Below are 23,217 nucleotides of genomic sequence, written 5' to 3'. Positions count from 1 at the left end.
ACGCCGCCAGCGTTCGTCCTGAGCCAGGATCAAACTCTCATAATGATTTGTTTGAACGATCCAAAGGATCGTTAAGCTCATAAAATTAAAACTTTGCTAGCTATTGCTTGCATGTATTTGCTTCATATAAATGAAGCGTCCTACACATTGGTTCGTTTGCTTGCTTTGTTCAGTTTTCAAAGGTCTACAGTGTTGCGTTAGCAACTTTTATATCATATCAGAGTGACAAGTGATTGTCAACACTTTTTATAAAAGTTTTTTCGCTCGTTGTTTTGCAACAACGTGTCGGATGCCTTAGCAACTTAATCATAATAACAAATGATTTGTTATTTGTCAACAACTTTTTTTCAATTAATTTGTTGTTATATCAACAACGATCCATCAATTTATTTTTGCGACTTCGTTATAATATCATCTGTTTTATCGTGCGTCAACCTTTTTTTCAAAAAAGTTTTTTTGATTGTGTCGGTCATTTGGCACATGTAATAATATACCAACTAAACGGCTATCGGTCAATCATTTTCTATTTATTTTTATGGATATTTTCCAAAGCCGTTCAATGACTAATTGACGCTTTTTATCGTTCGCTATTCATGCGTTTTCTCGGTACAAATATCCTTTGACAGCCGTCTCAACTTGCTTTTTCAATAAAAACAAAAACCAACGCCTTTTTAAAAGACATTGGTTTTCGACTGATTATCGCATCGTTGGGAATAATAATACATCCCGGATCGATTGGGCATCTGTCAAGAGCATGACTAAACGATCGATACCGATACCTAGCCCTCCGGTTGGCGGCATACCATATTCTAGCGCTTCTAAGAAATCTTCATCCACACCATGGGCTTCATCATTTCCAGCTTCGCGTTCTTTTTCTTGTGCTTCAAACCGTTCCCGTTGATCGATTGGGTCATTTAGTTCTGTAAAGGCATTGGCAAATTCTCTACCAACAATAAACAGCTCAAAGCGATCTGTGAAACGACCGTCTTCTGGATTTTTCTTCGCCAAAGGAGAAACTTCGACTGGATGTCCAAAGACAAATGTTGGTTGCTGTAAGGTTTCTTCAACAAACGTTTCAAAGAATTCATTGATGATATGTCCTACTGACATAGCATCCGTTATTTCGACATGATGGGTTTTAGCCAATTGACGTGCTTCTTCGATGCTCATTGGTTGCCAGAAATCAACTCCGGTTTCTTTCTTGATGGCATCTACCATATGGATCCGGGCAAAATCACTCGCTAAATCAACTGTTTGTCCATCATATTGGATCGTCGCAGTTTGCAGTACTTTTTCTGCAGCATGACGAATAATGCCTTCAGTTAAGTCCATGACATCTTTAAAATCCGTATAGGCAGTATACGCTTCTAACATCGTAAATTCAGGGTTATGGGTCGTATCGATCCCTTCGTTTCTGAACACACGACCGATTTCATAGACTTTTTCCATGCCGCCTACGATCAATCGTTTCAGATGCAACTCTAGCGCAATACGCAAATACAAATCAATATCTAATGCATTGTGGTGCGTAATAAATGGACGTGCCGCTGCACCGCCTGCTTGATTATGCAGTACTGGTGTTTCGACTTCTATATATCCTTGACCATCTAAGTAACGACGGATTTCACTGATGATCAAGCTGCGTTTCATGAATCGATCAAAACTTTCTTTGTTGCTGATCAAGTCTAAATAGCGTTGACGGTATCTTTGTTCAATGTTTGTTAGACCGTGATATTTATCTGGTAAAGGACGTAATGCTTTCGATAAAATGACGATTTCTTTGGCTTTGACTGTTACTTCGCCGGTATCTGTCTTCATGATTTCCCCTGACACACCAAAGAAATCACCTAGATCTGCATGTTTGAACACTTCATATGGTTCATCTCCAACTTGATCTTTGCGGATATATATTTGGATTTGGCCTTCGCGGTCTTGAAGATGGGCAAATCCAGCTTTCCCTTTGCCCCGTTTGGTTACAATTCTTCCAGCAATACTGGCAGAAAGATTCATTTCAGCTAATTCTTCTTTGGTTCGTTGATCAAACAACTCATGCAACTCGGCAGAATTATGGGTGCGCTCAAATCGCTTCCCAAAAGGATCGATACCTTCTTCCCGTAATTTGTCCATCTTTTCACGGCGAACCAGCATTTGATCGTTTAATTCTTCTTGTGTTTGTCGTTCTTCTGTCACGAGTTTTCCTCCATTCTTAACTTGTGCTTCCTTCTTATAATGCCAATGAACAGCCAAAAAATCAAGCCGAACTTTTGAATCAGCTTGATTTTACAGCTTATTTACGAAAGTTTTATCGCTTCTTGCGCTTCGGTTTTTTCTACAAAAGCATCTAGCAGATCAAACATGGTTTGTTTGTCCTCCGCTTGATTGATCGCTGCTTTGACTTTCGCCGCACGAGAGGTACCTTTCAAATAATAGGCGGCATGTTGCCGAAATTCTCTGGAAGCCACTTTCTCCCCTTTCAAATCAGCCAACCGCTCTAAGTGCAGTTTTGCCGTCGCGATTTTCTCTCTGGCTGAAGGTTCCGGCAATAGTTCCCCTGTTTCTAAATAGTGTCGGGTTCGATGGATCATCCATGGATTGCCTAAAGCTGCTCGGCCGATCATCACTGCATCCGCCCCCACTTCTTCCAACATACGTTTCGCATCTTCCGGCGTCCGGACATCCCCATTCCCCATAAATGGAATGGTAAGATTCTGTTTGACACGCTTCAACACAGACCAATCAGCTGCACCTTCATACATTTGTACTCTAGTTCGTCCATGCATCCCAATAGCCGCAGCGCCGGCGGCTTCTGCAGCTTGGGCATTTTCAACCGCAAAGACATGTTCGTCATCCCAGCCAATCCGCATTTTGACAGTTACTGGTTTATCGATTGCGCTAGACACCGCATGCACCATTTCATAGACTTTGTCTGGATCAAGCAGCCACTTCGCTCCAGCCTCTGCTTTGATGATTTTGTTCACTGGACAGCCCATATTGATATCGATAATATCAGCCGTCGTATGCGCAGCAACAAATTGCGCTGCCTCAACCAAAGAAGCTTTATTGCCGCCGAAGATCTGAATACTCAACGGATGTTCTGTTTCGTCGATGAATAGCATATCTAAGGTTTTTTTGTTTCTTAATTGAATCCCTTTATCACTGATCATTTCACAAACCACTAAACCCGCACCAAATTCTTTGACGGTCACGCGAAAAGCTGAATTGGTGATTCCCGCCATCGGTGCAACAACAACGCGATTGGGGATCTCAACGTTCCCAATCGACCATGTATGTGTTTCTTTCAATTATGCACTCGCCTCTTTCTTTAAATCAGCTAGTTCCATTTCGTCAAAATGATATTTATTGCCACAGAAGGCGCACACTGCTTCAGCACCATGGTCTTCATCGATCATCGCTTGTATTTCTTGCGCGCCCAGCGTAATGATTGCTGTAGCAAACTTTTCTTTGTTGCAATCACACTTGAATTGAACAGGCAGCTTCTCTAACACTTCTACACCAGCTTCTGGCATCAAGGTCATCAATATTTCTTCAGGCGTTTGTCCTTCATCGATCAAGGTAGAGACGCGAGGCAATTCTTTCAGTCTGGCTTCAATTGCTTCGATGATTTCCTCACTGGCACCGGGCATGATTTGCAGCATAAAGCCGCCTGCTGCACGAATAGAGTCGTCTGTTTCCACCAAGACACTCAATCCTACTGCCGAAGGAATTTGTTCTGAAACAGCTAAATAGTAAGTAAAGTCTTCACCTAATTCACCTGATACGATCGGCGTTTGACCGGAAAACGGTTCTTTAAGACCTAAATCTTTAATGACCGTAAAAATACCTTGGTCACCGACAGCACCTCGCACATCCAATTTTCCAGCAGCATTTAGCGGTAAACTGATATGCGGATTTTTTATGTACCCTTTAACGTCCCCGTGGCCATTGCTATCAACAATGATCGCTCCGGCAGGACCATTTCCTTGGATTTTTACTGTTAATTTGTCTTCGCCTTTTAAGGTACTGCCTAACAAAAGGCCGCCAACCATGCTGCGTCCTAATGCAGCTGAGGCAGTGTTCCACGTTTGATGACGTGTTTGCGCCTCCGCTACTGTATGGGTAGCTGATACGGCATATCCACGGACATACCCGTCATATGCCAGGGCTTTAACTAGATAATCTTTCATCTTCAATCTCCTTTTTTTCCATTCATTAGTGAATCATACTAGGAAGTATCTTTTTTTTCAACTGTCTGTATTCGATTTAAGAAAAGCCTATTTCTTCATAAGAAAAAGCACCGAGTTTCCTCGATGCTTTTCAGTGCTTATTGATTATGCTTTGTCATCTGGTTCATGTGTGTCTTCGCTGTTGCGTCGAACATCTTCCAGTTGTTGATCAAAGTCTTTGCCTTCATGATCTTCGTGATGTGCAGTTGCTTTTTCGGCAGCTTGTTTTTCAGCGTCTTTTTCTTCTAACGCACGTTTTGCTTCTTCAAAAGTCTGTGCTTTTTCACTTGGATATTCTGAATCCTCAGTACCTTCAGGCATTTTACCTTCTTCAAACAACGATTTGATTGCTTTAGCATCCAATGTTTCGTGTTGAAGTAGTTTTTCAGCGATCAACTTATGTTGCGCACGATGTTCTTCGATGATTTCATGGGCTTTTTGATGTGCATCCATTAAAATCTTACGCACTTCTTGGTCGATTTCGTATGCTACTTGTTCAGAATAGGCTTTTGTTTGACCATAATCGCGGCCAACAAATACTTGGTGGTTGCCTTCGTATTGAACTGGCCCCAATTTGTCGCTCATGCCATATTCAGTGACCATACTTCTTGCTAATCCAGTTGCTTGTTCAAAGTCATTTGACGCCCCAGTAGATTGTACACCGAAGATGATTTCTTCTGCTGTTCGTCCACCTAACAAGCCAACGATTTGTTCAAACATATCTTCTTTGGTCATCAAGAATTGATCTTCTTTTGGTAAAGCAATCATGTAGCCGCCAGCGCGTCCTCGAGGGATAATGGTTACTTTATGCACCACACGGGCACGGCTCAAGACCAAACCAACGATGGTATGACCCGCTTCATGGTATGCTACCATTTCACGTTCACGTTTATTGATCACACGGTCTTTCTTCGCAGGTCCGGCAATCACGCGGTCTTCTGCTTCATCGATATCCGATGCATCGATTTTTTTCTTGTTCCGGCGCGCAGCAACCAATGCTGCTTCATTCAAGACATTTTCCAAATCAGCACCGGCAAAACCTGGTGTTTGTTGGGCAACGACTTTCAAATCAACATCATCTGACAATGGTTTGTTGCGGGCATGGACACGTAAAATCGCTTCACGACCTTTCACGTCTGGACGACCAACTAAAATTTGACGGTCAAAACGACCTGGACGGAGCAATGCTGGGTCTAATACATCAGAGCGGTTTGTTGCAGCGACGACGATCACGCCTTCATTGCCATCAAACCCATCCATTTCAACCAACAATTGGTTCAATGTTTGTTCACGCTCATCATGTCCGCCACCCATGCCAGCGCCACGTTGACGGCCGACAGCATCGATTTCATCGATGAAGATGATCGCTGGCGCATTTTTCTTCGCTGTTTCGAACAAGTCACGGACACGGCTTGCACCGACACCGACGAACATTTCGACGAAATCTGAACCAGAGATCGAATAAAACGGCACGCCTGCTTCTCCGGCTACTGCTTTAGCTAATAGGGTTTTACCTGTCCCCGGAGGGCCTTCAAGCAAGACACCTGCTGGGATCCGGGCGCCTAATTCGACGAAACGTCGGGGATCTTTTAGGAATTCCACAACTTCTACAAGTTCTTGTTTTTCTTCTTCTGCACCGGCTACATCTGAGAACCGAACACGGTTGGCTTTTTTGTCGGCTTCTTTGGCTTTGGATTTACCGAAGTTCATCACTCGGCCACCGCCGCCACCGCCACCGCCACCTTGTTGACTCATCATCATATAGAAGAAGAAGATAATGATCACGATTGGTAAGAAGCTGATCAATAGTGACAACCAAATCCCACTATTTGACTCTTCTTCAATCGTGGTTTTCACCCCTGCGGTTGATGCAAGGCTGGTTACTTCACTCAATGTGGAGTCATTTGGCAACACAATGGTTGTAAATCGAGTTGAGCTTGATGAAGAATTTCCGCCTAAAACGGATAAACTATTGTCATTGCTGACTGTCTGTTCTTCGTTGTACTCTCCTACGATTCGATACACACCATTGGCGGGTTGTACAGTAAACTGTTTGATTTTCCCGTCTTTCAGTTGTTCTGTAAATGTAGAATACTCAATCGTTGGTGTTTGCTGGCTGCCATTTCCAAAAATGAAATAAACGACCATGACCATCGCCAACAAGACGAGTACATAATATAAGGTATTTTTTACCATACCGTTATTTTTCTTATTCATGCGTACCTCCCTGGCTATTTTGTTTTATCAATCCTGACCATTTGATTGTATCACAATTGATTTAGAACAGTCACTAATTTGACTGATAAACACTTGGTTTCAATACACCCACATAAGGCAAGTTGCGGTATTGTTCTGCGTAATCTAATCCATAGCCGACCACGAACTCATTTGGCACATCAAATCCGATATAATCAGCTTCAATATCAACCACTCGGCCTTCTGGTTTGTCTAGCAGTGTAACGATTTTCACCGATTTGGCTTTGCGGTATTTGAATAAATCAACCAAATAAGCCAATGTACGGCCACTGTCGATAATATCTTCCACAATCAGTAGATCTCGGCCTTCAACATTGGTATCCAAATCTTTGACGATCTTGACCTCTCCAGATGAAATCATGGCATTGCCATAACTGGATACATCCATGAAGTCAATTTCTAAGTAACAATCCATCTCACGCACGATATCTGCCATGAATGGGACTGCACCTTTCAACACACCAACAACCAACGGGTTCTTATCAGCATACGCTGTTGTTAGTTCTTGACCCAACTCAACACAACGATTTCTGATCTCATCACGTGTAATCAAAACTTTTTCAATGTCTTTATCTAGCATAAAGTTCTCCTTCCAACTCTTACTCCTGATATTTATAAAGAAGTATGTAGTGTATTTTATCAGTTTCCGCCGCAATACTCAAATAGGAAAATACGTAAGGGATCAAGGCTACGACTTCTTGCCCAGGGGTCGTGACGACCCAACTTTTTTCCCGCTGTTCATTTGGTACTTTGCCGTCAATGAAGTAACGACTGATTTTTTTGCGCAGATTGGCTTGCAATTGAATCCGGTCTCCCGGTTTTCGTTTACGAAGGATCAGCTCAGATGAATAGTTTAGCGGTAAATCTTGCGAAAACTCCGACCAATTTGTGATTTTTTTGGGAATTTCGATATGATCACTGCGGAAAAATCCAATCCATTCGTTTTCTGACAAGAATAAGGAACTGCCAATTCCCACGCGCATTTCTTGTTTCCACGACACCGCCGTTTCTGAAGGGACTGGTTTTTGTTCCAATATCACGACATCATAACTGCGGCGCATCTGCCAACGGTCCCCCATGTCGATCTGCCATTGTCCTTGCGGCGTGTCCAATGCGTCTAGAACTTGTTGCAGTTGTTTATGGTTCAACGCCCCTTGCTGGCTATTGGTTTGTTGCAGCAAGCCTGCAAAAAACCAATACCTGGCCGCCTTAGACAAATCCGACAGTTGCTCCAGCCAAACGATTTGCTGATTTTCTCTGCGCTCGACATAACGGGACAACCATTCTTTTTGCAGGTCAGCGATCAATTCTTGCCCGTAAATCATTTCTTCAGATAATTGTTGGAAATGCGGAATGGTCTGTGCATTTTCTTTTTTCAACGTCGGAATGATGTGATGTCTGATTCGATTGCGCAAATAAAGATCTTGTTGATTGGTTTCGTCCTCAAAATAAGGGACTTGATTTGCCGCAGCAAATGCATGAAGGTCTTCTTTGCTCAGTTTTAGCAACGGTCTTAGCAAGATACCCTGGCCAAAATGTTGCGTTTGCCGCATACCAAAAGCGTTATGCAGGCTGCCATCTCGCACCATTTTCATTACCATGGTTTCCGCTTGGTCGTCTCCATGATGGGCCGTCAACAAGATGGGGTAGTGGTCATGTGCCATGATTTCTTTAAAAAAATCATATCGGAATGCTCTGGCGGCCGCTTCCACTCCAACTGCCAGACGCTTTTCCCATGTTCTTTCGAAATACACTATGCCCCGCGTGGCACAATAGGCGCTGAGGAAAGCTGCTTCTTCTTTGGACGCCGTCCTTAATTGATGATTGACATGTGCGACAGCAAAGGGTTTATCCTTTTGATCAGCGAATAACTTTTCCATCGCCGTCAACAAAACCATCGAATCTACGCCTGTCGACACAGCCAACAAATAGCGCGGTCGCGGAATCGATGTGCAAGATGCCAATTGCTGCCGAAGTGTTTCAATGACCATCCGCTTCCCTCCTTTGATCTGTACTCAAGAAAGAAAGCTGAAACAAAACAATCCAATGGTTTTGTCCCAGCTTTCGTCTAACTTGCTATTCACCTTTTAGTTGCGTCGACCGCCTCGGCCACCGCGTTTTCCTTCAGTGTTGCGACGTAATGATGACAGACGATCATCACTATCTTTAAGAAAAGAACTCATCAATGAATCGAAGTCTTGTTTATTTGTATTGGCAGGTTGATTGCGTGAAAAAGATTTCTTCGGATTCGGCCGATTGAATTCTTTTTTCGGGTACTCGCGTTTTTCCTCTGGTTTGTCTTCTGCTTTTCGGATCGACAAACCAATTTTCCCATCATTCCCAATGGCTGTAACTAGCACAGTGACTTCATCGCCAACAGTTAATACATCATGGATATCTTTTACAAAACCATTTGATACTTCACTGATATGTACCAAACCAGTTTTCCCCTCACCCAAATCAATGAACGCACCAAAATTTGTAATACCTGACACTTTGCCCTTTAGTTTCGCTCCAACTTCGATTGACATATAAAAAATGTTCCTCCTAATTTTAACCCATTTGAAATTCATTCAAACTACTCGATCGAGTAGGTATAACCTTGCTAATCTTGTGATGCTGTTGTCGACTCGGTACTGTCCTCAGTCGCATCCCCTGTTGTGTCTGTTTCATTGCTATCCGGCAAAACAGGATAAATCTTCTCGTCGTCCTTTGAGTAGAACAGACGGCTGCGGGCTAATTTCGCCACGTATTCATCATCTTGCAACAAAGCTACATCTCTTGCTAAATCGGCGTTTTCTTTTTCAGCAGCTTCTTGTTTTGCAATCGTTTCCGCCTTGTATTCATTCAACTTCTGCAATCGCACTTGATCATTGAATAGCTGGATACCGACAATGGCAAACAGTGCCAATGCTGCGATGAAAAAAACGGCGAGTCGGCGTCGGCGAAAAATAACTTGACGCCGTTCTTTTTCAAACTGCGCAAATTTTTCTTTTGCATAATCCGTTTGCAGCAGTTCTATTTTGTTTTTATCTTTTGACAATTGAACTCGCTCCCGTCGTTACGCTTGTTTTTTACATTATACCAACATACACATAGCTTGTCTAACTGAAAATGCCGTAAAAATCAAGCATTTTCTGAAATTCTTTCTTCTGAAATGAGCTCATACATTTTGGCAGCGTCATCTTTTTTGGTTGACTCGTGCAATTCTCTAACTTTGATTTCCAAGACTTTATTGCCAAACTGGATGCGCACAGTATCGCCTACTTTGACATCCGTACTCGACTTCGCTAGTTTACCGTTGATTTGGATACGTCCTTTGTCCGCAACTTCCTTCGCGACTGAACGACGCTTGATGATTCTTGAAATTTTAAGGAATTTATCTAATCTCATGTTTTCCACCTCTTAATATTTTTTTCCCGAATGGGACGAGCAGCCATTCTCTGACTGTTAATAAATTGATTTTGAGCGCTGTAAAGATAAAGATGCCCCCTCCGATGATCACACCACCGATACAAAAGAGAAACGCTTGCCAGCGATGTGCCAATGTCCCGTTGATCAAAATAGAGATACCGGCATAATACATGAACAATCCGCTCGTCATCGCAGCTAAGCAGGCAAACAACTTCTTGCCGTATTTCCCTTCAAACCAGAACTGATTCAAGTTACTTGCTTTCCCACGGTGTTCTGACCAGACAAAACAGGCAAGCGTGGCCGCTAAGCCCAGCAATGTACTGAGACTTGCACCTGCTGTACCCAAATAGACCGTTAACGGCCACATTGTTGCACCTTTCGTCAATAAGCCAACCGCTGCGGCAATCAATCCAAAACGAAAGACATTTCGGCTTTGCTGGATACTCTGATAGGCTTGGATCGCAGCCATCAACGCCACGGAAAAGACAAACAAGACCAATGTCGTATTGCCTGATCCATCCTTAAACAACGCAAAATTGATATAGGGCAGCAAAATAGCCAAACCGACAGCCGAAGCCGAAGCAATACCGATCGTGAGCCGTAAATACATTTTGGCCGACTTCTCAAAAAGTCTATGATTTCTGACTGTCAGATATTTGGTCAACGTGGGCAAGAACGTTGAACTTAAAGCCATCGCAATCACCAATCCCAATTGAACCAATGGTTGACCGCGATCATAGATCCCTTTAGCAATACGGGCACTTTGTGCAGGCATGCCGCCAGCATCCAAGGCATTCGTCAACAAAAAAGAATCGATCAGCTGAAATAAAATCAAGAAACCACTATAGACCGTCAGCAGGCCACCTTCCAGAAAAAATCGCTGCCGCAGTTCACCCGCCTTTAGACCATTGCTTCTGCTGCTTCTCAGTGAAATCGTTTTACCTTCGATTTGCCGACTATAATAGCTTAAAATCCGCCATGCCGCAAGTCCGCCTATCAACGCCCCAGCCATTGCCAAGGTGCCTGTTTGATAAATCGTCCAGCCAAACCGTTGGAAGCACATCGCTGCAAATAGGATCACACCTACCCGCAACAACTGTTCCACCACTTGCGAAACAGCAGTGGGTACCATTTGCAGATTGCCTTGAAAGATACCGCGATAAAATGTCAACGGCGGCACGAACAAGAATGTAAAAGAAACCACCCGGATCAAATTGGCCAATTGCGGATCGCCCATAACTTGTGCGATAGGCTCGGCAAAGGCAAAGGTGCCGAACCACAAACCGACTGAGGACCACATTACGTAAGGGATCATCACCTGTAGTTTTTCTCTGCGTTTCAGAGGATCGATTTCTTCCGCCACGATCCGAGAGATAAATTGCGGCAGCCCTGACAAGGCCAACGTCATCGCCAATCCATAGATCGGATAGACTTGCTGATAGACATAAAATCCTTCATCCCCCACCAAATTCTGAAAAGGGACACGGTAGATCGCACTTAATATTTTCGCGATGAACGATGCGATGGTGAGAATAAATGCGCCTTCCATCGTGCGTTTCAATTGTGATTTCGGCATCTCATCGGACCCTTTCCCTTAGTTTGCTGCTTGATACTTTTGTTCTCGCAACGCTTTGACAAAGTCTTGTACTTCTAATAACCAAGCACTATCTTTCATTGTTGGCGGAATCTGCAATTTGATCGTCATCTGTTCTCGCTCAACACCCATGGTGGCTTTAAGTTTCGTGGCGCTTAACGCTTCAAACAATTGTTCTACTGAATATTGCTTGGTGCCCACTTTGCTCAGGGTAAAATGAATCGATTGCTGTTGCTTGCGAATCGTATCCAACAAGGCACGCTCTCCGTTCATCTTGATCTCACCCACAGTCAGCAAATGAACCACTTCCGTCGGGTACTCGCCGAAACGATCCAACAAGTCATCTTGCAACTCATCCACCGCTTCTTGGGTATCCAACTCACGAATACGTTTGTAGATTTCAATTTTTTGCCGTTCATCTTCAATATAAGTTGTTGGCAAGTAAGCATCGATACCGAGATCGATTTCGACGGTTGTTTTTTCGGTTTGGGCATTTTTGCCTTGCTTGCGGGAAACCGCTTCTGAAAGCATTTGTGAATACATATCAAAACCGACCGCATCGATGAAGCCATGCTGCTGCGCACCCAACAAGTTCCCCGCACCGCGGATCGATAGATCCCGCATGGCAATTTTAAATCCAGAACCTAGTTCGGTAAAATCTTTGATGGCTTGCAAACGCTTCTCACTGACTTCATTTAAGACTTTTTGTTGTTCATACATAAAATAGGCATAAGCAACCCGGTTGCTGCGCCCGACCCGTCCCCTTAATTGATATAAGGTCGACAAGCCCATATAATCGGCATTTTCCACAAACAACGTATTGGCATTCGGAATATCGACGCCCGTTTCAATGATCGTGGTCGTGACTAAGACATCAAATTGACCTTCAATAAAGTCAAACAGTGTGTTTTCTAATTGAATTTCTGTCATTTGTCCGTGGGCATATGCAATGCGTGCTTCTGGAACCAAGGCTTGAAGTTCTTCTACTTTTCGTTCAATCGTATCCACACGATTGTACAGATAAAAGACTTGACCACCACGTGCCATTTCTCGTTGGATAGCTTCCCGAACCGCCCCAGGATTCATTTCCATCACGTATGTTTGGATCGGATACCGATTTTCCGGCGGTGTTTCAATGACAGAGAGATCACGCACCCCCAACATCGACATATGCAAAGTACGCGGGATCGGCGTAGCGGTCAGCGTTAAAACATCTACTTGCGAGCGCAACTGTTTTAATCGTTCTTTATGTTTGACGCCAAATCGTTGTTCTTCATCGATCACCAATAAGCCTAGATCAGCAAAGACTACGTCTTTTGACAACAGCCGATGGGTGCCAACTAAAATATCCACTTGGCCTTTCTTGACTTGTTCGATGGTTTCATTTTGTTGCTTTTTGGTTCGAAAACGGCTCAAGACACCGACATTGACTGGGAATCCTTCAAAACGGTCCACCATGGTTTCATAGTGTTGCTGCGCCAAAATCGTCGTTGGCACAAGGAAGGCCACTTGTTTGCTTTCTTTGATGGCTTTAAAGGCCGCTCGTAATGCGACTTCTGTTTTCCCGAAACCAACATCTCCTACGAGCAAGCGATCCATTGGCTTTTCTTTTTCCATGTCTCGTTTGATTTCTGCGGTACTCCGCAGCTGATCATCGGTTTCTGAATACGGAAAGGCATCTTCGAATTCTTTTTGATAGCCATCATCCGGTTGAAAAGCAAACCCTTTTTCTGATTCGCGTTTGGCATACAGCAAGATCAGATCATCTGCAATATCCTCAATTTTCGCAGTGACTTTGCGTTTGGTTTTTGCCCATTCGCTGCCGCCGAGTTTATTGATTTTTGGTGTTTTTGATTCTGATGCTACATACTTTTGAATAAGATTCAATTGCGTGACCGGAATGAACAGTTTATCTTCATTTTGATAAAGGATCGTCATATAGTCTTGATGGACTCCATCGACTTCTAACGTTTCCATGCCAATATATTTACCGATTCCGTGGTTTGCATGTACCACATAATCTCCGGTCTTCAATTCGTTATAACTCTTTAAGCGTTCCGCATTGGTGACATTTTGGCGACGGGTCCGCTTTTTGTTCATTTTTTGGAAGATCTCTTTTTCCGTCACGACGACTAGCTTGTCTTGCGGCATTTCGAACCCACTTTGTAACGTCTCAACCACGATTTGTGTCCGACCTGTAAAGAGCCGTTCTTTTGATGTTTGGACAGCATATATGTCATGATCACGTAAATCTTGTTCCAACTTTTTGGCCCGCTCTAGATCGCTGACTAGGAAAATCACCGTTTGCTGTTGTTTTTCCCAGCGATCGACTTCCACTTTCAACAAGCCCATTTGACTGAAAAATTGCTGCATTGGCCGATATTGAAATTGGTGGATCGCTTGAAAACGGATATTGCCCATCCCTTTTTGGAACAACGAGAAAAAGCTTGTCACAAACGTTTCTTTTTGAATCAATTGGTGCACATCGATGCCGAAACGCTGCTCGGAAAAGACCCGTAATTCGGCTAGCTTTTGGGTGTGCCATTCCGCTTCCTCGCGTTCAATTTCACGATTGGTTTCCATAATACGCGCATAATCATCAATCATCAGTAACGCATCTGGTGCGAAGTAGTCTAAAATCCCAGTTTCCTTACTATATAAAAGATCTGCATAAAAGCGTGCATTTTCGCCGGGGATTCCTGCTTGCCACTCCGCCGCTAACTGACCGAAATAATCCTGCAAGAAGTTGCGGTCCACTTCCTCTTTGGTAACGGCCAATCTCTTGGTCAGTAATTCTTGGATGCGGACTTGCCCCCCGGCTAGATCTTGCCCAGAGAAGACGAGTTCGGAAGTCGGCAAGATCGTCACCTCTTCTAAAGCTTCAACTGAGCGTTGTGTTTCCACGTTGAAAGAACGCATCGAGTCGATTTCTACATCGAACAACTCGATCCGTATCGGATAAGCGGCACTCAAAGGGTAAATATCTAAAATACTGCCGCGGATACTGAATTCTCCAGGTTTGCCAATCATTGACTGGCGTTCATAGCCCATCAAAACCAACTGCTGCGGCAGCGCATCTAACTCGATCTCATCACCGACACGCCAGTGCAATCGGTTGGCTTGCCATGTTTCTTTAGCAGGCAAATATTTTCTCAACGCTGCAACTGGCAAGACGTAAATACCAGCTTTTCCTTGTGCAACGGCATTGAGGGCAGTCACCCTTTCTTCTCGCGCTTCTGGAGAAGAAAAAGCCATTTCTGCAGATAAGACTTCATCTACTGGAAAAACATAGACGTCTTCGATCACATTACGCAGATCTTCCGCCAATTGATTGGTGTAGTATAAATTAGGCGTCACCACGATGACTTGTTTATGAAACGACTGATAAGCGCCTGCAATTGCTAACGTTTTGGCAGATCCTGCCAAGCCCGTCAGCAATTGCCGCGGTGCTTGGTCTTTCAGTTCTTGATGCCAAGCAGCGACAGTCGATACTTTATTGATTAATTCGATAACGTCCATTTTGGCCTCCTTAATTAAATCGATTCATTGTGGCAATGAAGTCGCCGTTGGTCAAGTAATCAACACTGGCATCAACCGCCTGATCAATACCACCAAGAACAATAGGTAAATCATCCTTGCCAAACGGACTCAGTACATGATCCACGACTGTTCGCCCAGGCAAAGGACGATCAATCCCCACTTTGATGCGGTCAAAGACTGTCGTATTTAAATGAGCGATAATACTCTTGATACCATTGTGACCACCAGCGCTGCCTTTTTGCCGTAAGCGGATTTTGCCTAACGCCAAGTCTAGGTCATCATAGACAACGACCAACTCTTCCGGGTAAACACCGAAGTATGTCATCAAAGGTCCTACCGCACGGCCAGATTCGTTCATAAATGTTTGCGGCTTGACCAGCAAAATCTTTTCTCCGTTTAAAAAAAAGGTCGCCACTTCTGCTTCAAAGGCCGATCCTTTGAATGAGGTCTGGTGCATTTTTGCTAACGCATCCACCACCATAAAACCGATATTATGTTTTGTTTTTTCATATTTTTTGCCGGGATTGCCCAAGCCAACGATCATTTTCATTTAGGCATACACTCCATTAATTCGCATCATCTGCAAGTCTATTTTGTTTATTTTATAATTTTTTTGCGCCAAACACAAAATACTGGGCACAATTATATGCCCAGTTGTTCTTACCAGTTGATTATAACACAAAACTGACTGTTATGGTTACGCTCTCTTGCTCAGTTTTTATCTTTCTTAACAAATCTTAATGAAAGCTTGATATATAAAGATTTTGACGTAATAACAAAGAAAGCATTTACAACTAAAACAGTAATATTTTGTGTAATATTGTTGTGCAAATCACATGACAAATGTTGTTGGAAGTGTTAGGATATTAGCGTGTAAAACAATTAAGTGGAAGGAATGATACACAGATGACTGCAAAAACGAACAAAAAAGATCACCAAAAGGTAATTCTTGTTGGAGACGGTGCGGTTGGTTCTAGTTACGCATTTGCGTTAGTGACACAAAACATTGCGCAAGAAGTCGGAATCATTGATATAAATACAGCAAAAACAGAAGGCGACGCAATTGACTTGTCACACGCTTTGGCATTTACTTCCCCTAAAAAAATCTATGCGGCTTCATACGCTGATGCCCACGACGCTGATTTAGTCGTTATCACAGCAGGTGCGCCTCAAAAACCAGGCGAAACGCGTTTAGATTTAGTGCATAAAAATTTAAAAATCAATCGTGAAGTCGTTACGCAAATTGTTGACTCAGGCTTCAATGGTATTTTCTTAGTTGCAGCGAACCCAGTTGATATCTTGACTTACTCAACTTGGAAATTCTCTGGTTTCCCTAAAGAACGCGTCATTGGTTCAGGTACATCATTAGACTCTGCACGTTTCCGTCAAGCGTTGGCTGAACTTGTCGATGTCGATGCACGTAACGTCCATGCCTACATTTTAGGCGAACACGGCGATTCAGAATTTCCAGTTTGGTCACATGCCAATGTGGCTGGCTTGCAAATTTATGAGTGGGTCAAAAACAATCCAGATATCGATGAAGAAGCGATGGTCAACTTATTCTTTAGCGTTCGTGATGCCGCTTATACGATCATCGAGAAAAAAGGCGCGACGTTCTATGGTATCGCTGTTGCCTTGGCCCGTATCACTCGTGCCATCTTAGATGATGAAAATGCAGTATTGCCATTGTCTGTTTATATGAATGGTGAATATGGCTTGAAAGACATCTATATCGGTGCCCCTGCTGTCATCAATGCGCAAGGTATCCAAAAAGTCATCGAAATTCCACTAACAGATGCAGAACAAGATCGTATGGCTGCTTCTGCAAAACAATTACAAGATATTTTGGACGAAGCTTTTGCAAAACTTGAAGCTGAAGAAAAAGCATAAATTTTGCTCTCTAAGCGATTCAGCACGAGGGGTACTTTGGTATCTCTCGTGCTTTTTTCTATGAGCTGGCCACCAGAGCACTTACTTTAAGATAGTTTAAGATTTCTCTATTTTTCAAGAAACTTTCATGTGCCTAGTTCGCTTTCATCCTAGAATATGGTATTATTTAAACGTTCTTATTGTTTATTATGACATGGAAAAAAAGGAGTAATTGAATGACTCGTTCGAACAAACATAGCAATACAAACAGCAAAACGAAGAAGATCATTCTGATCGTCTTAGCAGCTTTGCTTGTAGTGATTGCCGGCGGTTATACCTATCGGAGTACATATTATGCCACACGATTCTTGCCTAACACCAAAATAGATGGCGTCGACATGAGCAATAAAACCGTTGCCGAGGCCAACACCTTGCTGCATGATCGTTATTCTCAAGAAGATTTCACCATCAAAGACGGAGATAGCGAATGGAAAACCGTTAACCTGGCACAGTTCGGTTTGCAAACAGACTTTACCGATGAATTGCAATCGATGAAGGATGATCAGAATCAGTGGCGCTGGGGGATCTCGTATGTATCCGCTGCGGAAGAAAAAGACTTAGGCAATGTGTCTGTTGATCAAGACACGTTGACCACTGAAACAAAAAAAATCCAAACTGAATTAGAAACCTTGAATGAAGACCGGACCAAATCTGCAGATGCGACCTTAGAAAAAGGCGAAGATGGATTTACGATCAAACCAGAAGTCGTCGGTGATGCCATCGATGTTGATCAAGCCATGACAGATTTGCAAGAAGCCATCGTTAGTGGTGAAAAAGAGTTGGATTTGACTGCGTATGAAACGAAACCAACAGTCACTTCAGATGATGCAGATTTGACCAAAGAAATGGATGCATTGAATAAAATCGCCCAAGTCACAGCGACTTATTCGATCAATGGTTCAACCTTCCAGATCCCTACGGATACAATCATGGACTGGTTGTCTTTTAAAGACGGCGAAACAACGATCGATGAAGACAAAGTACGAACTTATGTCAGTGACCTAGGTGACAAATACAATACCAGCACCAATTCGTCAACATTCAATAGTACCAAGCAAGGGGAAGTCACTGTTCCGGCTGGAACACTGAGCTGGACGATCCAAACAGATACCGAAACTGCTGCGTTGATCGACGCTTTGAAAACAGGGGAAGACTTCACCCGATCACCAGTTGTACAAGGCAGCGCTGATGCAAGTGGGCCATTATTCGGTAATACGTATATCGAAGTCGATCTGAAAAATCAGCATATGTGGTATTACAAAGATGGCGAAGTCGTCTTAGAAACAGATATTATTTCTGGGAAACCAAAGACCCCTACCCCAACTGGTGTCTTCTATGTCTGGAAAAAAGAAGAAGATGCAACTTTGACCGGTGAAGATTATGCCTCTCCTGTTGATTACTGGATGCCAATCGATTGGTCAGGTGTTGGGATCCATGATTCCGACTGGCAAACTGAGTACGGCGGCGACCTTTGGAAGACCCGTGGTTCTCACGGCTGTGTCAACACACCGCCAGGCGTGATGAAAGAACTTTATAGCAAAGTTGAAGTGGGTACACCTGTTATCGTGATTTAACAAAAAAACTTTCGACATTTTGTCGAAAGTTTTTTTAGTATCTATTTTGACGCGTCACCGTGATTGCCAACACCGCGATCAAAATCACAGACACCAGCCAAATCGTACGATGGAACATAATCGTCCCTAGCAAACTACTCAAAAGCGCTCCTAGAAAAAAGCCGCCGATGATCAAAGCAATCGAAATGATTTTCGGTGTCACAGTCGTATCTTTCTTAAAAAGTCTCAGATACAGATAGTCGGCCAACGAGCGCAAATTGCCCGTGGTCATCGTCGTAGCATAAGGCATCCCAGCTAACTTGCGATAGGCAGCATATTGGATGGCGGCAAAAAAAGACAAGCCTGCATCGACCATGACATTGGGCAAACTTTGGGCAAAGAAGCCTAAAATGAAAATGCCGATGGCTTCAAAAATCAGCGCCGCATTTTGCCAAACGATCCAGCCTCCCGTTGGAAAATGATGCTGCAAATAATTGGTCACCATGATCCCAATCAAAAACAATGTGATCGGCGGCACATAATGCATCGCTTGAGCAACATTTCCCGTTGAAAGATTGATCCCCAGTAAAATGACATTCCCCGATTGCATACTGGCAAAGACTTCGCCATGAAAGAGAAAAGTATACGCATCTAAGAAGCCCCCTGCCATGGCGAGAAGGATGCCGACAGGCAAACTCTCATGGACAACCAATGTCGCCTCGTTTTTTGTTCCCTTACTTATTTGTTTTTGCATCATTCTTCCCTCTTACCTTTTCAATGGTAGATGTTTCATTCCTCAGATAGGAATTATCGTTTACGCTTTTTTTGACGCCACAAGCAACAGAGCCAGCTAATCAACCCGGCTGTCAATGCGCCAGCAGAGTCCAACATCACATCTTGGAACAACGGCGTCCGACCACCAGTCAGCATTTGATGATACTCGTCGATCCCAGCATACCCTGTCGCTGCCAACCAAGCAAAAAAGGCTGCCAACCACAGAGGCACTCGTCGATAGACCAACACAAAAAACAAACTACCGCTCAATACGAAATAGGTAAAAAAATGCGCCCCTTTACGGATAAAAAATTCGACAAACGAAAAATAGCCCTTAGCTGCAATACTCACTTCTGAACCCGCATAAGCAAAAGAAATACCTGACAACCAATCTTTCAAGGGTTCATTTTTCAAAAGGCGCGACAATAAGCCAATCTGAGATTGCTGCTCATAGGTTTGAGAAGAGCTAATAAACAGCACCAAGATCACTGCGACGGCCACAAAAAAATAAAAATTTGAATCTTTCAGTAACTTTCTCATCATTTCCACTCCTCATTTTCTTATCTTACCATTTCCATTGATCGATGCAACCACTTTTATTGAGTTATGCTATACTTGAATAGGTTCACTATTATAAAGGGGGTTTGATAGGTATGACCTATTCAATCAATTGGAATCTTGAAACGATTTTTCCAGGAGGCAGCCAGTCTGAAGCGCTGCAAGAACGATTAGCACTTCTGACAGAGCAAATTACCAACTATCGGACACAAGTCGATGGATGGACACCTGGTGGAGAAGATACCGCCGCTGGTTTAGCGGATCTACTCGATTTATCTGCAACCATTAGCCAAGGCTTTTCTCAATGCGGCAGTTTTATCAATGCGCTATTGTCAGCCAATGTCAATGACAATCAAGCCAAGTTATTATCTGGCGATCTGTATGCCAAACTACCCGCACTGCAAGCGGCACAAACCGTTTTTTCAAAAAAATTGACAGAAATTTCTGAGGATGACTGGCAGACATTGATGACCAACCCATCTTTAGCACCCGTTGCTTTTCGTTTAGGTGAAATTCGCCGTGATGGCAAAGAATTATTGTCCGAAGCAGAAGAAAACATCATCAATACCCTCAGTCTGGATGGTTTGAATGCCTGGAGTCAGCACTACGATACGATCGTGGCAAGTGTTGAGATTCCATTTAAGCAGGCGGACGGCACAACGATCACCTTATCAGCTGGTCAAGCCTTCAACAAAATGATGGGGGATCCCGATGCTGAAGTGCGGGCACAACTATTTGACACTTGGGAAAAAACCTGGGCAGAAAAAGAAGACCTATTCGCTGATACGTTGAATCATTTAGACGGCTTTCGTCTATCTACGTTCAAATTACATGGTGTGACTGATTATCTGAAAGAACCTTTAGACTATAATCGTCTGCAAAAAACAACACTGGATGCCATGTGGGGCACGATTCAAAAAAATAAACAACCGATCGTTGATTTCTTGACCCGTAAAGCCAATCTTTTCGGCAAAGAGAAAATGGCTTGGCAAGATCAAGACGCACCGATTATCTTAGGTGATATGGAAGAAAGAACTTATTCTTTCGATGAAGCAGCCGACTTTATTTTGACCAATTTCCGCAAATTCAGTCCAAAAATGGCTGATTTTGCCAAAAAAGCTTTTGAAAACAGTTGGATCGAAGCGGAAGATCGTCCCGGTAAACGCCCTGGCGGTTACTGCACGAGTTTACCTGAAACCAAAGAGTCCCGGATTTTTATGACCTATAGCAACTCCGTCAACGAAGTAGCCACGTTAGCCCATGAACTTGGTCATGCTTTTCATAGCAGTGTCTTATGGGAACTGCCGGAACTAAACCGGAACTATGCCATGAATGTAGCCGAAACAGCCAGTACCTTCGCTGAATTGATCGTGGCAGATGCAACATTGAAAGAAGCGACCACTAAGGAAGAAAAAATCAACTTGTTAGATGCCAAGATGCAAAATGCGATTGCGATGTTCATGAACATCCATGCCCGTTTTATCTTTGAGAACAGCTTCTACCAAGCACGACAAGAGGGATTGGTGTCACCTGCACAAATCACAGAAATGATGACAGCGGCCCAAAAAGAAAGTTATGCAGACGGGCTTTCGAGCTATCATCCGCATTTCTGGGCTGCAAAACTGCATTTCTTTATTGATGATGTGCCGTTCTATAACTTCCCTTATACCTTTGGTTATCTGTTCAGTATGGGTATCTATGCCTTTGCCAATCAAAAAGGCGCAAGTTTTGAAGAAGAGTATATCGCACTTCTACAAGATACTGCCTCCATGACTACAGAAGAATTGGCCCAAAAACATTTGGGCGTCGATTTGACCAAGCCAGATTTTTGGCAAGCAGGCATCGATATGGTCTTGCAAGATATCGATACATTTATGGAATTGACCGAAGAATATGTATAAAAAAGAGACCGTTGCAGTGTATGACTGCAACGGCTTTTTTAGGTATTCAGCAAGGTCAAACCAATCGTGAGGTATCCAGCGTACAGACACCAAATCAAGTAGGGCACAAATAGGTACATCGCTTTCTTGTCCACTCGGGCAAACAAAACCAAACAGATGACCACAGATAAGATCAGCAAAATGATCACGACCGTTCCTGCCCAATAAGCTTGCCAGCCAAAGAAGACAATACTCCACAGAAAGTTCAGCACTTGTTGGATCCCAAAAAAGAGATAGGCTTGTTTCTTAAAGATGGGGTTGCCTTTTTCGGTGAGCAAAAAATAGAGCGCGGTACCCATCAAAGCATACAAAAAGGTCCACACAATACCAATGATACTACCTGGAGGTGCTAAAAACGGTTTATCCATTTGTCCATAGACACCTGCGATATCCCCTGCAAATACACTAGAAATGATACCAGTTGCTTCAATACCGATGACACAGACGAGCCAGAGAATCAATTTCATTTTGGTCACTCCTTCTTTAACCTAATGGTACCATTGAAAGGACTAAAAGAAGACACTGCATGCTCACAGGCCATTTTCGGCTTTTCGCCGAGTGCGGTCGATATATTTGTACAAAGCCCCAAAACGCCCGCGGTAACTTTTTTGCCATGGTTTGTCTTTACCGCAAAAATGCAGCAGGGCAGTATGTTCGATCACCCAATCTAGACGCCACTCACCCAAACTGATCGTTTCGTAGGTTCGATTTTTGCGTACATCGTAATTATAGATATGGTCTGGTATGGCAATGATCCGATCTCCATATAAGCCATTCAGAATATCTTGATCCGGCAAAAACAAATTCAACTGATTTTTTTTGATAAACGCCGCTATCTCCGCTTCTTTGACTTCATTTCTTAATTGCCGCAAATTCATCAGCAAGACGCCTGAATTAAAATACCCTTCAGACTCATAGTTGCCTAAACGTACTTTATTCAACACTGTCGTCATTTCTGTTAATTTTGCATGGCTGGCTGCGGCGTAAAGTGATTCGCCTAAAGGCAGTTCGTACAGCGGCAGCAAATCATTGATGCATAGAATATCTGCATCCAAATATAAAATGCGGTCTAAATCATTGGGCAAATAGTTTTGTGCCAGCAACCGGTAGTAGATAGATTCAGGATAACGATCACTGACCGGTGCTTCTTTGAAGATCGAGCCCGATCCGATCACCACAGGGTGGTACTGGATATCAAACTGCTGACAAAAAAAGTCCAGTTCATCTGTTTTGAGCAAGGCCTGCTCTTGCAAGACATAGACATGCATGTCTTCAAGATTGACATGCTGTTTGATAGAATACAAGGTCGTTTTTAATTGTTCGATAAAGCGATCATCGATAGAAAAAAGCAAATTCATGGCAATCACTCCACTTCTAGATTCAGCTGTCCCCCGAAAGTGTCAGCGAACTTTTGACTCTAGTATACATGATTTATG

At 43.3% G+C, this 23,217-nt stretch carries 19 protein-coding genes; 3 read left to right on the top strand and 16 right to left on the bottom strand.

The window, feature by feature from the left end:
• Positions 1-696: 696 nt before the first annotated feature.
• From lysS to pth, 12 genes are all read right to left on the bottom strand, one after another.
• Complete coding sequence (gene lysS / locus ACYVRS_RS14325; protein WP_313540277.1) at positions 697-2,190, bottom strand: lysine--tRNA ligase; 1,494 nt, start codon at positions 2,188-2,190, stop codon at positions 697-699.
• Between the two features lie 101 nt (positions 2,191-2,291).
• Positions 2,292-3,302: a tRNA dihydrouridine synthase DusB gene (dusB, locus tag ACYVRS_RS14320; protein ID WP_312499847.1), complete on the bottom strand. Its 1,011-nt coding sequence runs from the start codon at positions 3,300-3,302 to the stop codon at positions 2,292-2,294.
• The gene (hslO, locus tag ACYVRS_RS14315; RefSeq protein WP_054117040.1) at positions 3,303-4,184 is read right to left on the bottom strand and encodes an Hsp33 family molecular chaperone HslO; all 882 of its coding nucleotides are present in this window, start codon (positions 4,182-4,184) and stop codon (positions 3,303-3,305) included.
• A 144-nt stretch (positions 4,185-4,328) separates the two neighbouring features.
• Positions 4,329-6,440, bottom strand: coding sequence for an ATP-dependent zinc metalloprotease FtsH (ftsH, locus tag ACYVRS_RS14310; protein ID WP_461199005.1), 2,112 nt, complete (start codon positions 6,438-6,440; stop codon positions 4,329-4,331).
• 73 nt (positions 6,441-6,513) lie between these two features.
• Positions 6,514-7,059, bottom strand: a complete 546-nt coding sequence (gene hpt / locus ACYVRS_RS14305) for a hypoxanthine phosphoribosyltransferase (protein WP_054117038.1) — start codon at positions 7,057-7,059, stop codon at positions 6,514-6,516.
• Between the two features lie 19 nt (positions 7,060-7,078).
• Complete coding sequence (tilS, locus tag ACYVRS_RS14300) at positions 7,079-8,470, bottom strand: tRNA lysidine(34) synthetase TilS (RefSeq protein WP_461199003.1); 1,392 nt, start codon at positions 8,468-8,470, stop codon at positions 7,079-7,081.
• Between the two features lie 96 nt (positions 8,471-8,566).
• Positions 8,567-9,010 (bottom strand): S1 domain-containing RNA-binding protein, encoded by a 444-nt coding sequence (locus ACYVRS_RS14295; protein WP_054117036.1) that lies wholly within the window; start codon positions 9,008-9,010, stop codon positions 8,567-8,569.
• Positions 9,011-9,084: 74 nt separating this feature from the next.
• On the bottom strand, positions 9,085-9,522 hold the full coding sequence (locus ACYVRS_RS14290) for an FtsB family cell division protein (RefSeq protein WP_054117035.1): 438 nt from the start codon (positions 9,520-9,522) through the stop codon (positions 9,085-9,087).
• 83 nt (positions 9,523-9,605) lie between these two features.
• Positions 9,606-9,872 (bottom strand): RNA-binding S4 domain-containing protein, encoded by a 267-nt coding sequence (locus ACYVRS_RS14285; RefSeq protein ID WP_313540268.1) that lies wholly within the window; start codon positions 9,870-9,872, stop codon positions 9,606-9,608.
• Positions 9,859-11,469 carry a polysaccharide biosynthesis protein gene (locus ACYVRS_RS14280; protein WP_461199000.1) on the bottom strand — a complete coding sequence of 537 codons (1,611 nt, stop codon included), beginning with the start codon at positions 11,467-11,469 and terminating at the stop codon, positions 9,859-9,861. Before ACYVRS_RS14280 ends, ACYVRS_RS14285 begins: the two co-directional genes overlap by 14 nt.
• A gap of 18 nt (positions 11,470-11,487) precedes the next feature.
• Positions 11,488-15,006 carry a transcription-repair coupling factor gene (mfd, locus tag ACYVRS_RS14275; RefSeq protein ID WP_461198998.1) on the bottom strand — a complete coding sequence of 1,173 codons (3,519 nt, stop codon included), beginning with the start codon at positions 15,004-15,006 and terminating at the stop codon, positions 11,488-11,490.
• Positions 15,007-15,016: 10 nt separating this feature from the next.
• Positions 15,017-15,577: an aminoacyl-tRNA hydrolase gene (gene pth / locus ACYVRS_RS14270; RefSeq protein ID WP_313540480.1), complete on the bottom strand. Its 561-nt coding sequence runs from the start codon at positions 15,575-15,577 to the stop codon at positions 15,017-15,019.
• Positions 15,578-15,933: 356 nt separating this feature from the next.
• Between pth and ACYVRS_RS14265 the strand changes: the two genes are divergently transcribed.
• Together ACYVRS_RS14265 and ACYVRS_RS14260 are read left to right on the top strand one after the other, a co-directional pair.
• Positions 15,934-16,917: an L-lactate dehydrogenase gene (locus ACYVRS_RS14265; protein ID WP_054117030.1), complete on the top strand. Its 984-nt coding sequence runs from the start codon at positions 15,934-15,936 to the stop codon at positions 16,915-16,917.
• Between the two features lie 215 nt (positions 16,918-17,132).
• A complete protein-coding gene (locus ACYVRS_RS14260; RefSeq protein ID WP_461198996.1) occupies positions 17,133-18,530 on the top strand; it encodes a L,D-transpeptidase family protein in 1,398 nt (465 codons plus the stop codon).
• A gap of 34 nt (positions 18,531-18,564) precedes the next feature.
• On the opposite strand, the gene ACYVRS_RS14255 is transcribed toward ACYVRS_RS14260, so the two are convergent.
• Positions 18,565-19,263, bottom strand: coding sequence for a YoaK family protein (locus ACYVRS_RS14255; RefSeq protein ID WP_461203601.1), 699 nt, complete (start codon positions 19,261-19,263; stop codon positions 18,565-18,567).
• A 53-nt stretch (positions 19,264-19,316) separates the two neighbouring features.
• On the bottom strand, positions 19,317-19,823 hold the full coding sequence (locus ACYVRS_RS14250; protein WP_313540471.1) for a VanZ family protein: 507 nt from the start codon (positions 19,821-19,823) through the stop codon (positions 19,317-19,319).
• 113 nt (positions 19,824-19,936) lie between these two features.
• Between ACYVRS_RS14250 and ACYVRS_RS14245 the strand changes: the two genes are divergently transcribed.
• Positions 19,937-21,742 (top strand): M3 family oligoendopeptidase, encoded by a 1,806-nt coding sequence (locus ACYVRS_RS14245; RefSeq protein ID WP_312542429.1) that lies wholly within the window; start codon positions 19,937-19,939, stop codon positions 21,740-21,742.
• A gap of 38 nt (positions 21,743-21,780) precedes the next feature.
• Here the strand turns inward: ACYVRS_RS14245 and ACYVRS_RS14240 are convergent, their stop codons facing one another.
• Complete coding sequence (locus ACYVRS_RS14240) at positions 21,781-22,248, bottom strand: TspO/MBR family protein (RefSeq protein ID WP_461198994.1); 468 nt, start codon at positions 22,246-22,248, stop codon at positions 21,781-21,783.
• A 63-nt stretch (positions 22,249-22,311) separates the two neighbouring features.
• Complete coding sequence (locus ACYVRS_RS14235) at positions 22,312-23,139, bottom strand: glycosyltransferase family 8 protein (protein ID WP_312498551.1); 828 nt, start codon at positions 23,137-23,139, stop codon at positions 22,312-22,314.
• Between the last annotated feature and the right edge of the window lie 78 nt (positions 23,140-23,217).

The sequence above is a fragment of the Enterococcus salsurae genome, from assembly GCF_054784955.1.
This window is presented reverse-complemented; position numbering and strand designations above follow the sequence as displayed.

Coding starts and splice junctions, on each gene's coding strand:
- ACYVRS_RS14245 (WP_312542429.1), top strand. CDS start 19,937: ATGACCTATTCAATCAATTGGAATCTTGAAACGATTTTTCCAGGAGGC.
- ACYVRS_RS14295 (WP_054117036.1), bottom strand. CDS start 9,010: ATGTCAATCGAAGTTGGAGCGAAACTAAAGGGCAAAGTGTCAGGTATT.
- ACYVRS_RS14235 (WP_312498551.1), bottom strand. CDS start 23,139: ATGAATTTGCTTTTTTCTATCGATGATCGCTTTATCGAACAATTAAAA.
- ACYVRS_RS14280 (WP_461199000.1), bottom strand. CDS start 11,469: ATGCCGAAATCACAATTGAAACGCACGATGGAAGGCGCATTTATTCTC.
- ACYVRS_RS14285 (WP_313540268.1), bottom strand. CDS start 9,872: ATGAGATTAGATAAATTCCTTAAAATTTCAAGAATCATCAAGCGTCGT.
- ACYVRS_RS14260 (WP_461198996.1), top strand. CDS start 17,133: ATGACTCGTTCGAACAAACATAGCAATACAAACAGCAAAACGAAGAAG.
- ACYVRS_RS14265 (WP_054117030.1), top strand. CDS start 15,934: ATGACTGCAAAAACGAACAAAAAAGATCACCAAAAGGTAATTCTTGTT.
- ftsH (WP_461199005.1), bottom strand. CDS start 6,440: ATGAATAAGAAAAATAACGGTATGGTAAAAAATACCTTATATTATGTA.
- tilS (WP_461199003.1), bottom strand. CDS start 8,470: ATGGTCATTGAAACACTTCGGCAGCAATTGGCATCTTGCACATCGATT.
- ACYVRS_RS14240 (WP_461198994.1), bottom strand. CDS start 22,248: ATGAAATTGATTCTCTGGCTCGTCTGTGTCATCGGTATTGAAGCAACT.
- hslO (WP_054117040.1), bottom strand. CDS start 4,184: ATGAAAGATTATCTAGTTAAAGCCCTGGCATATGACGGGTATGTCCGT.
- hpt (WP_054117038.1), bottom strand. CDS start 7,059: ATGCTAGATAAAGACATTGAAAAAGTTTTGATTACACGTGATGAGATC.
- ACYVRS_RS14255 (WP_461203601.1), bottom strand. CDS start 19,263: ATGCAAAAACAAATAAGTAAGGGAACAAAAAACGAGGCGACATTGGTT.
- ACYVRS_RS14250 (WP_313540471.1), bottom strand. CDS start 19,823: ATGAGAAAGTTACTGAAAGATTCAAATTTTTATTTTTTTGTGGCCGTC.
- pth (WP_313540480.1), bottom strand. CDS start 15,577: ATGAAAATGATCGTTGGCTTGGGCAATCCCGGCAAAAAATATGAAAAA.
- mfd (WP_461198998.1), bottom strand. CDS start 15,006: ATGGACGTTATCGAATTAATCAATAAAGTATCGACTGTCGCTGCTTGG.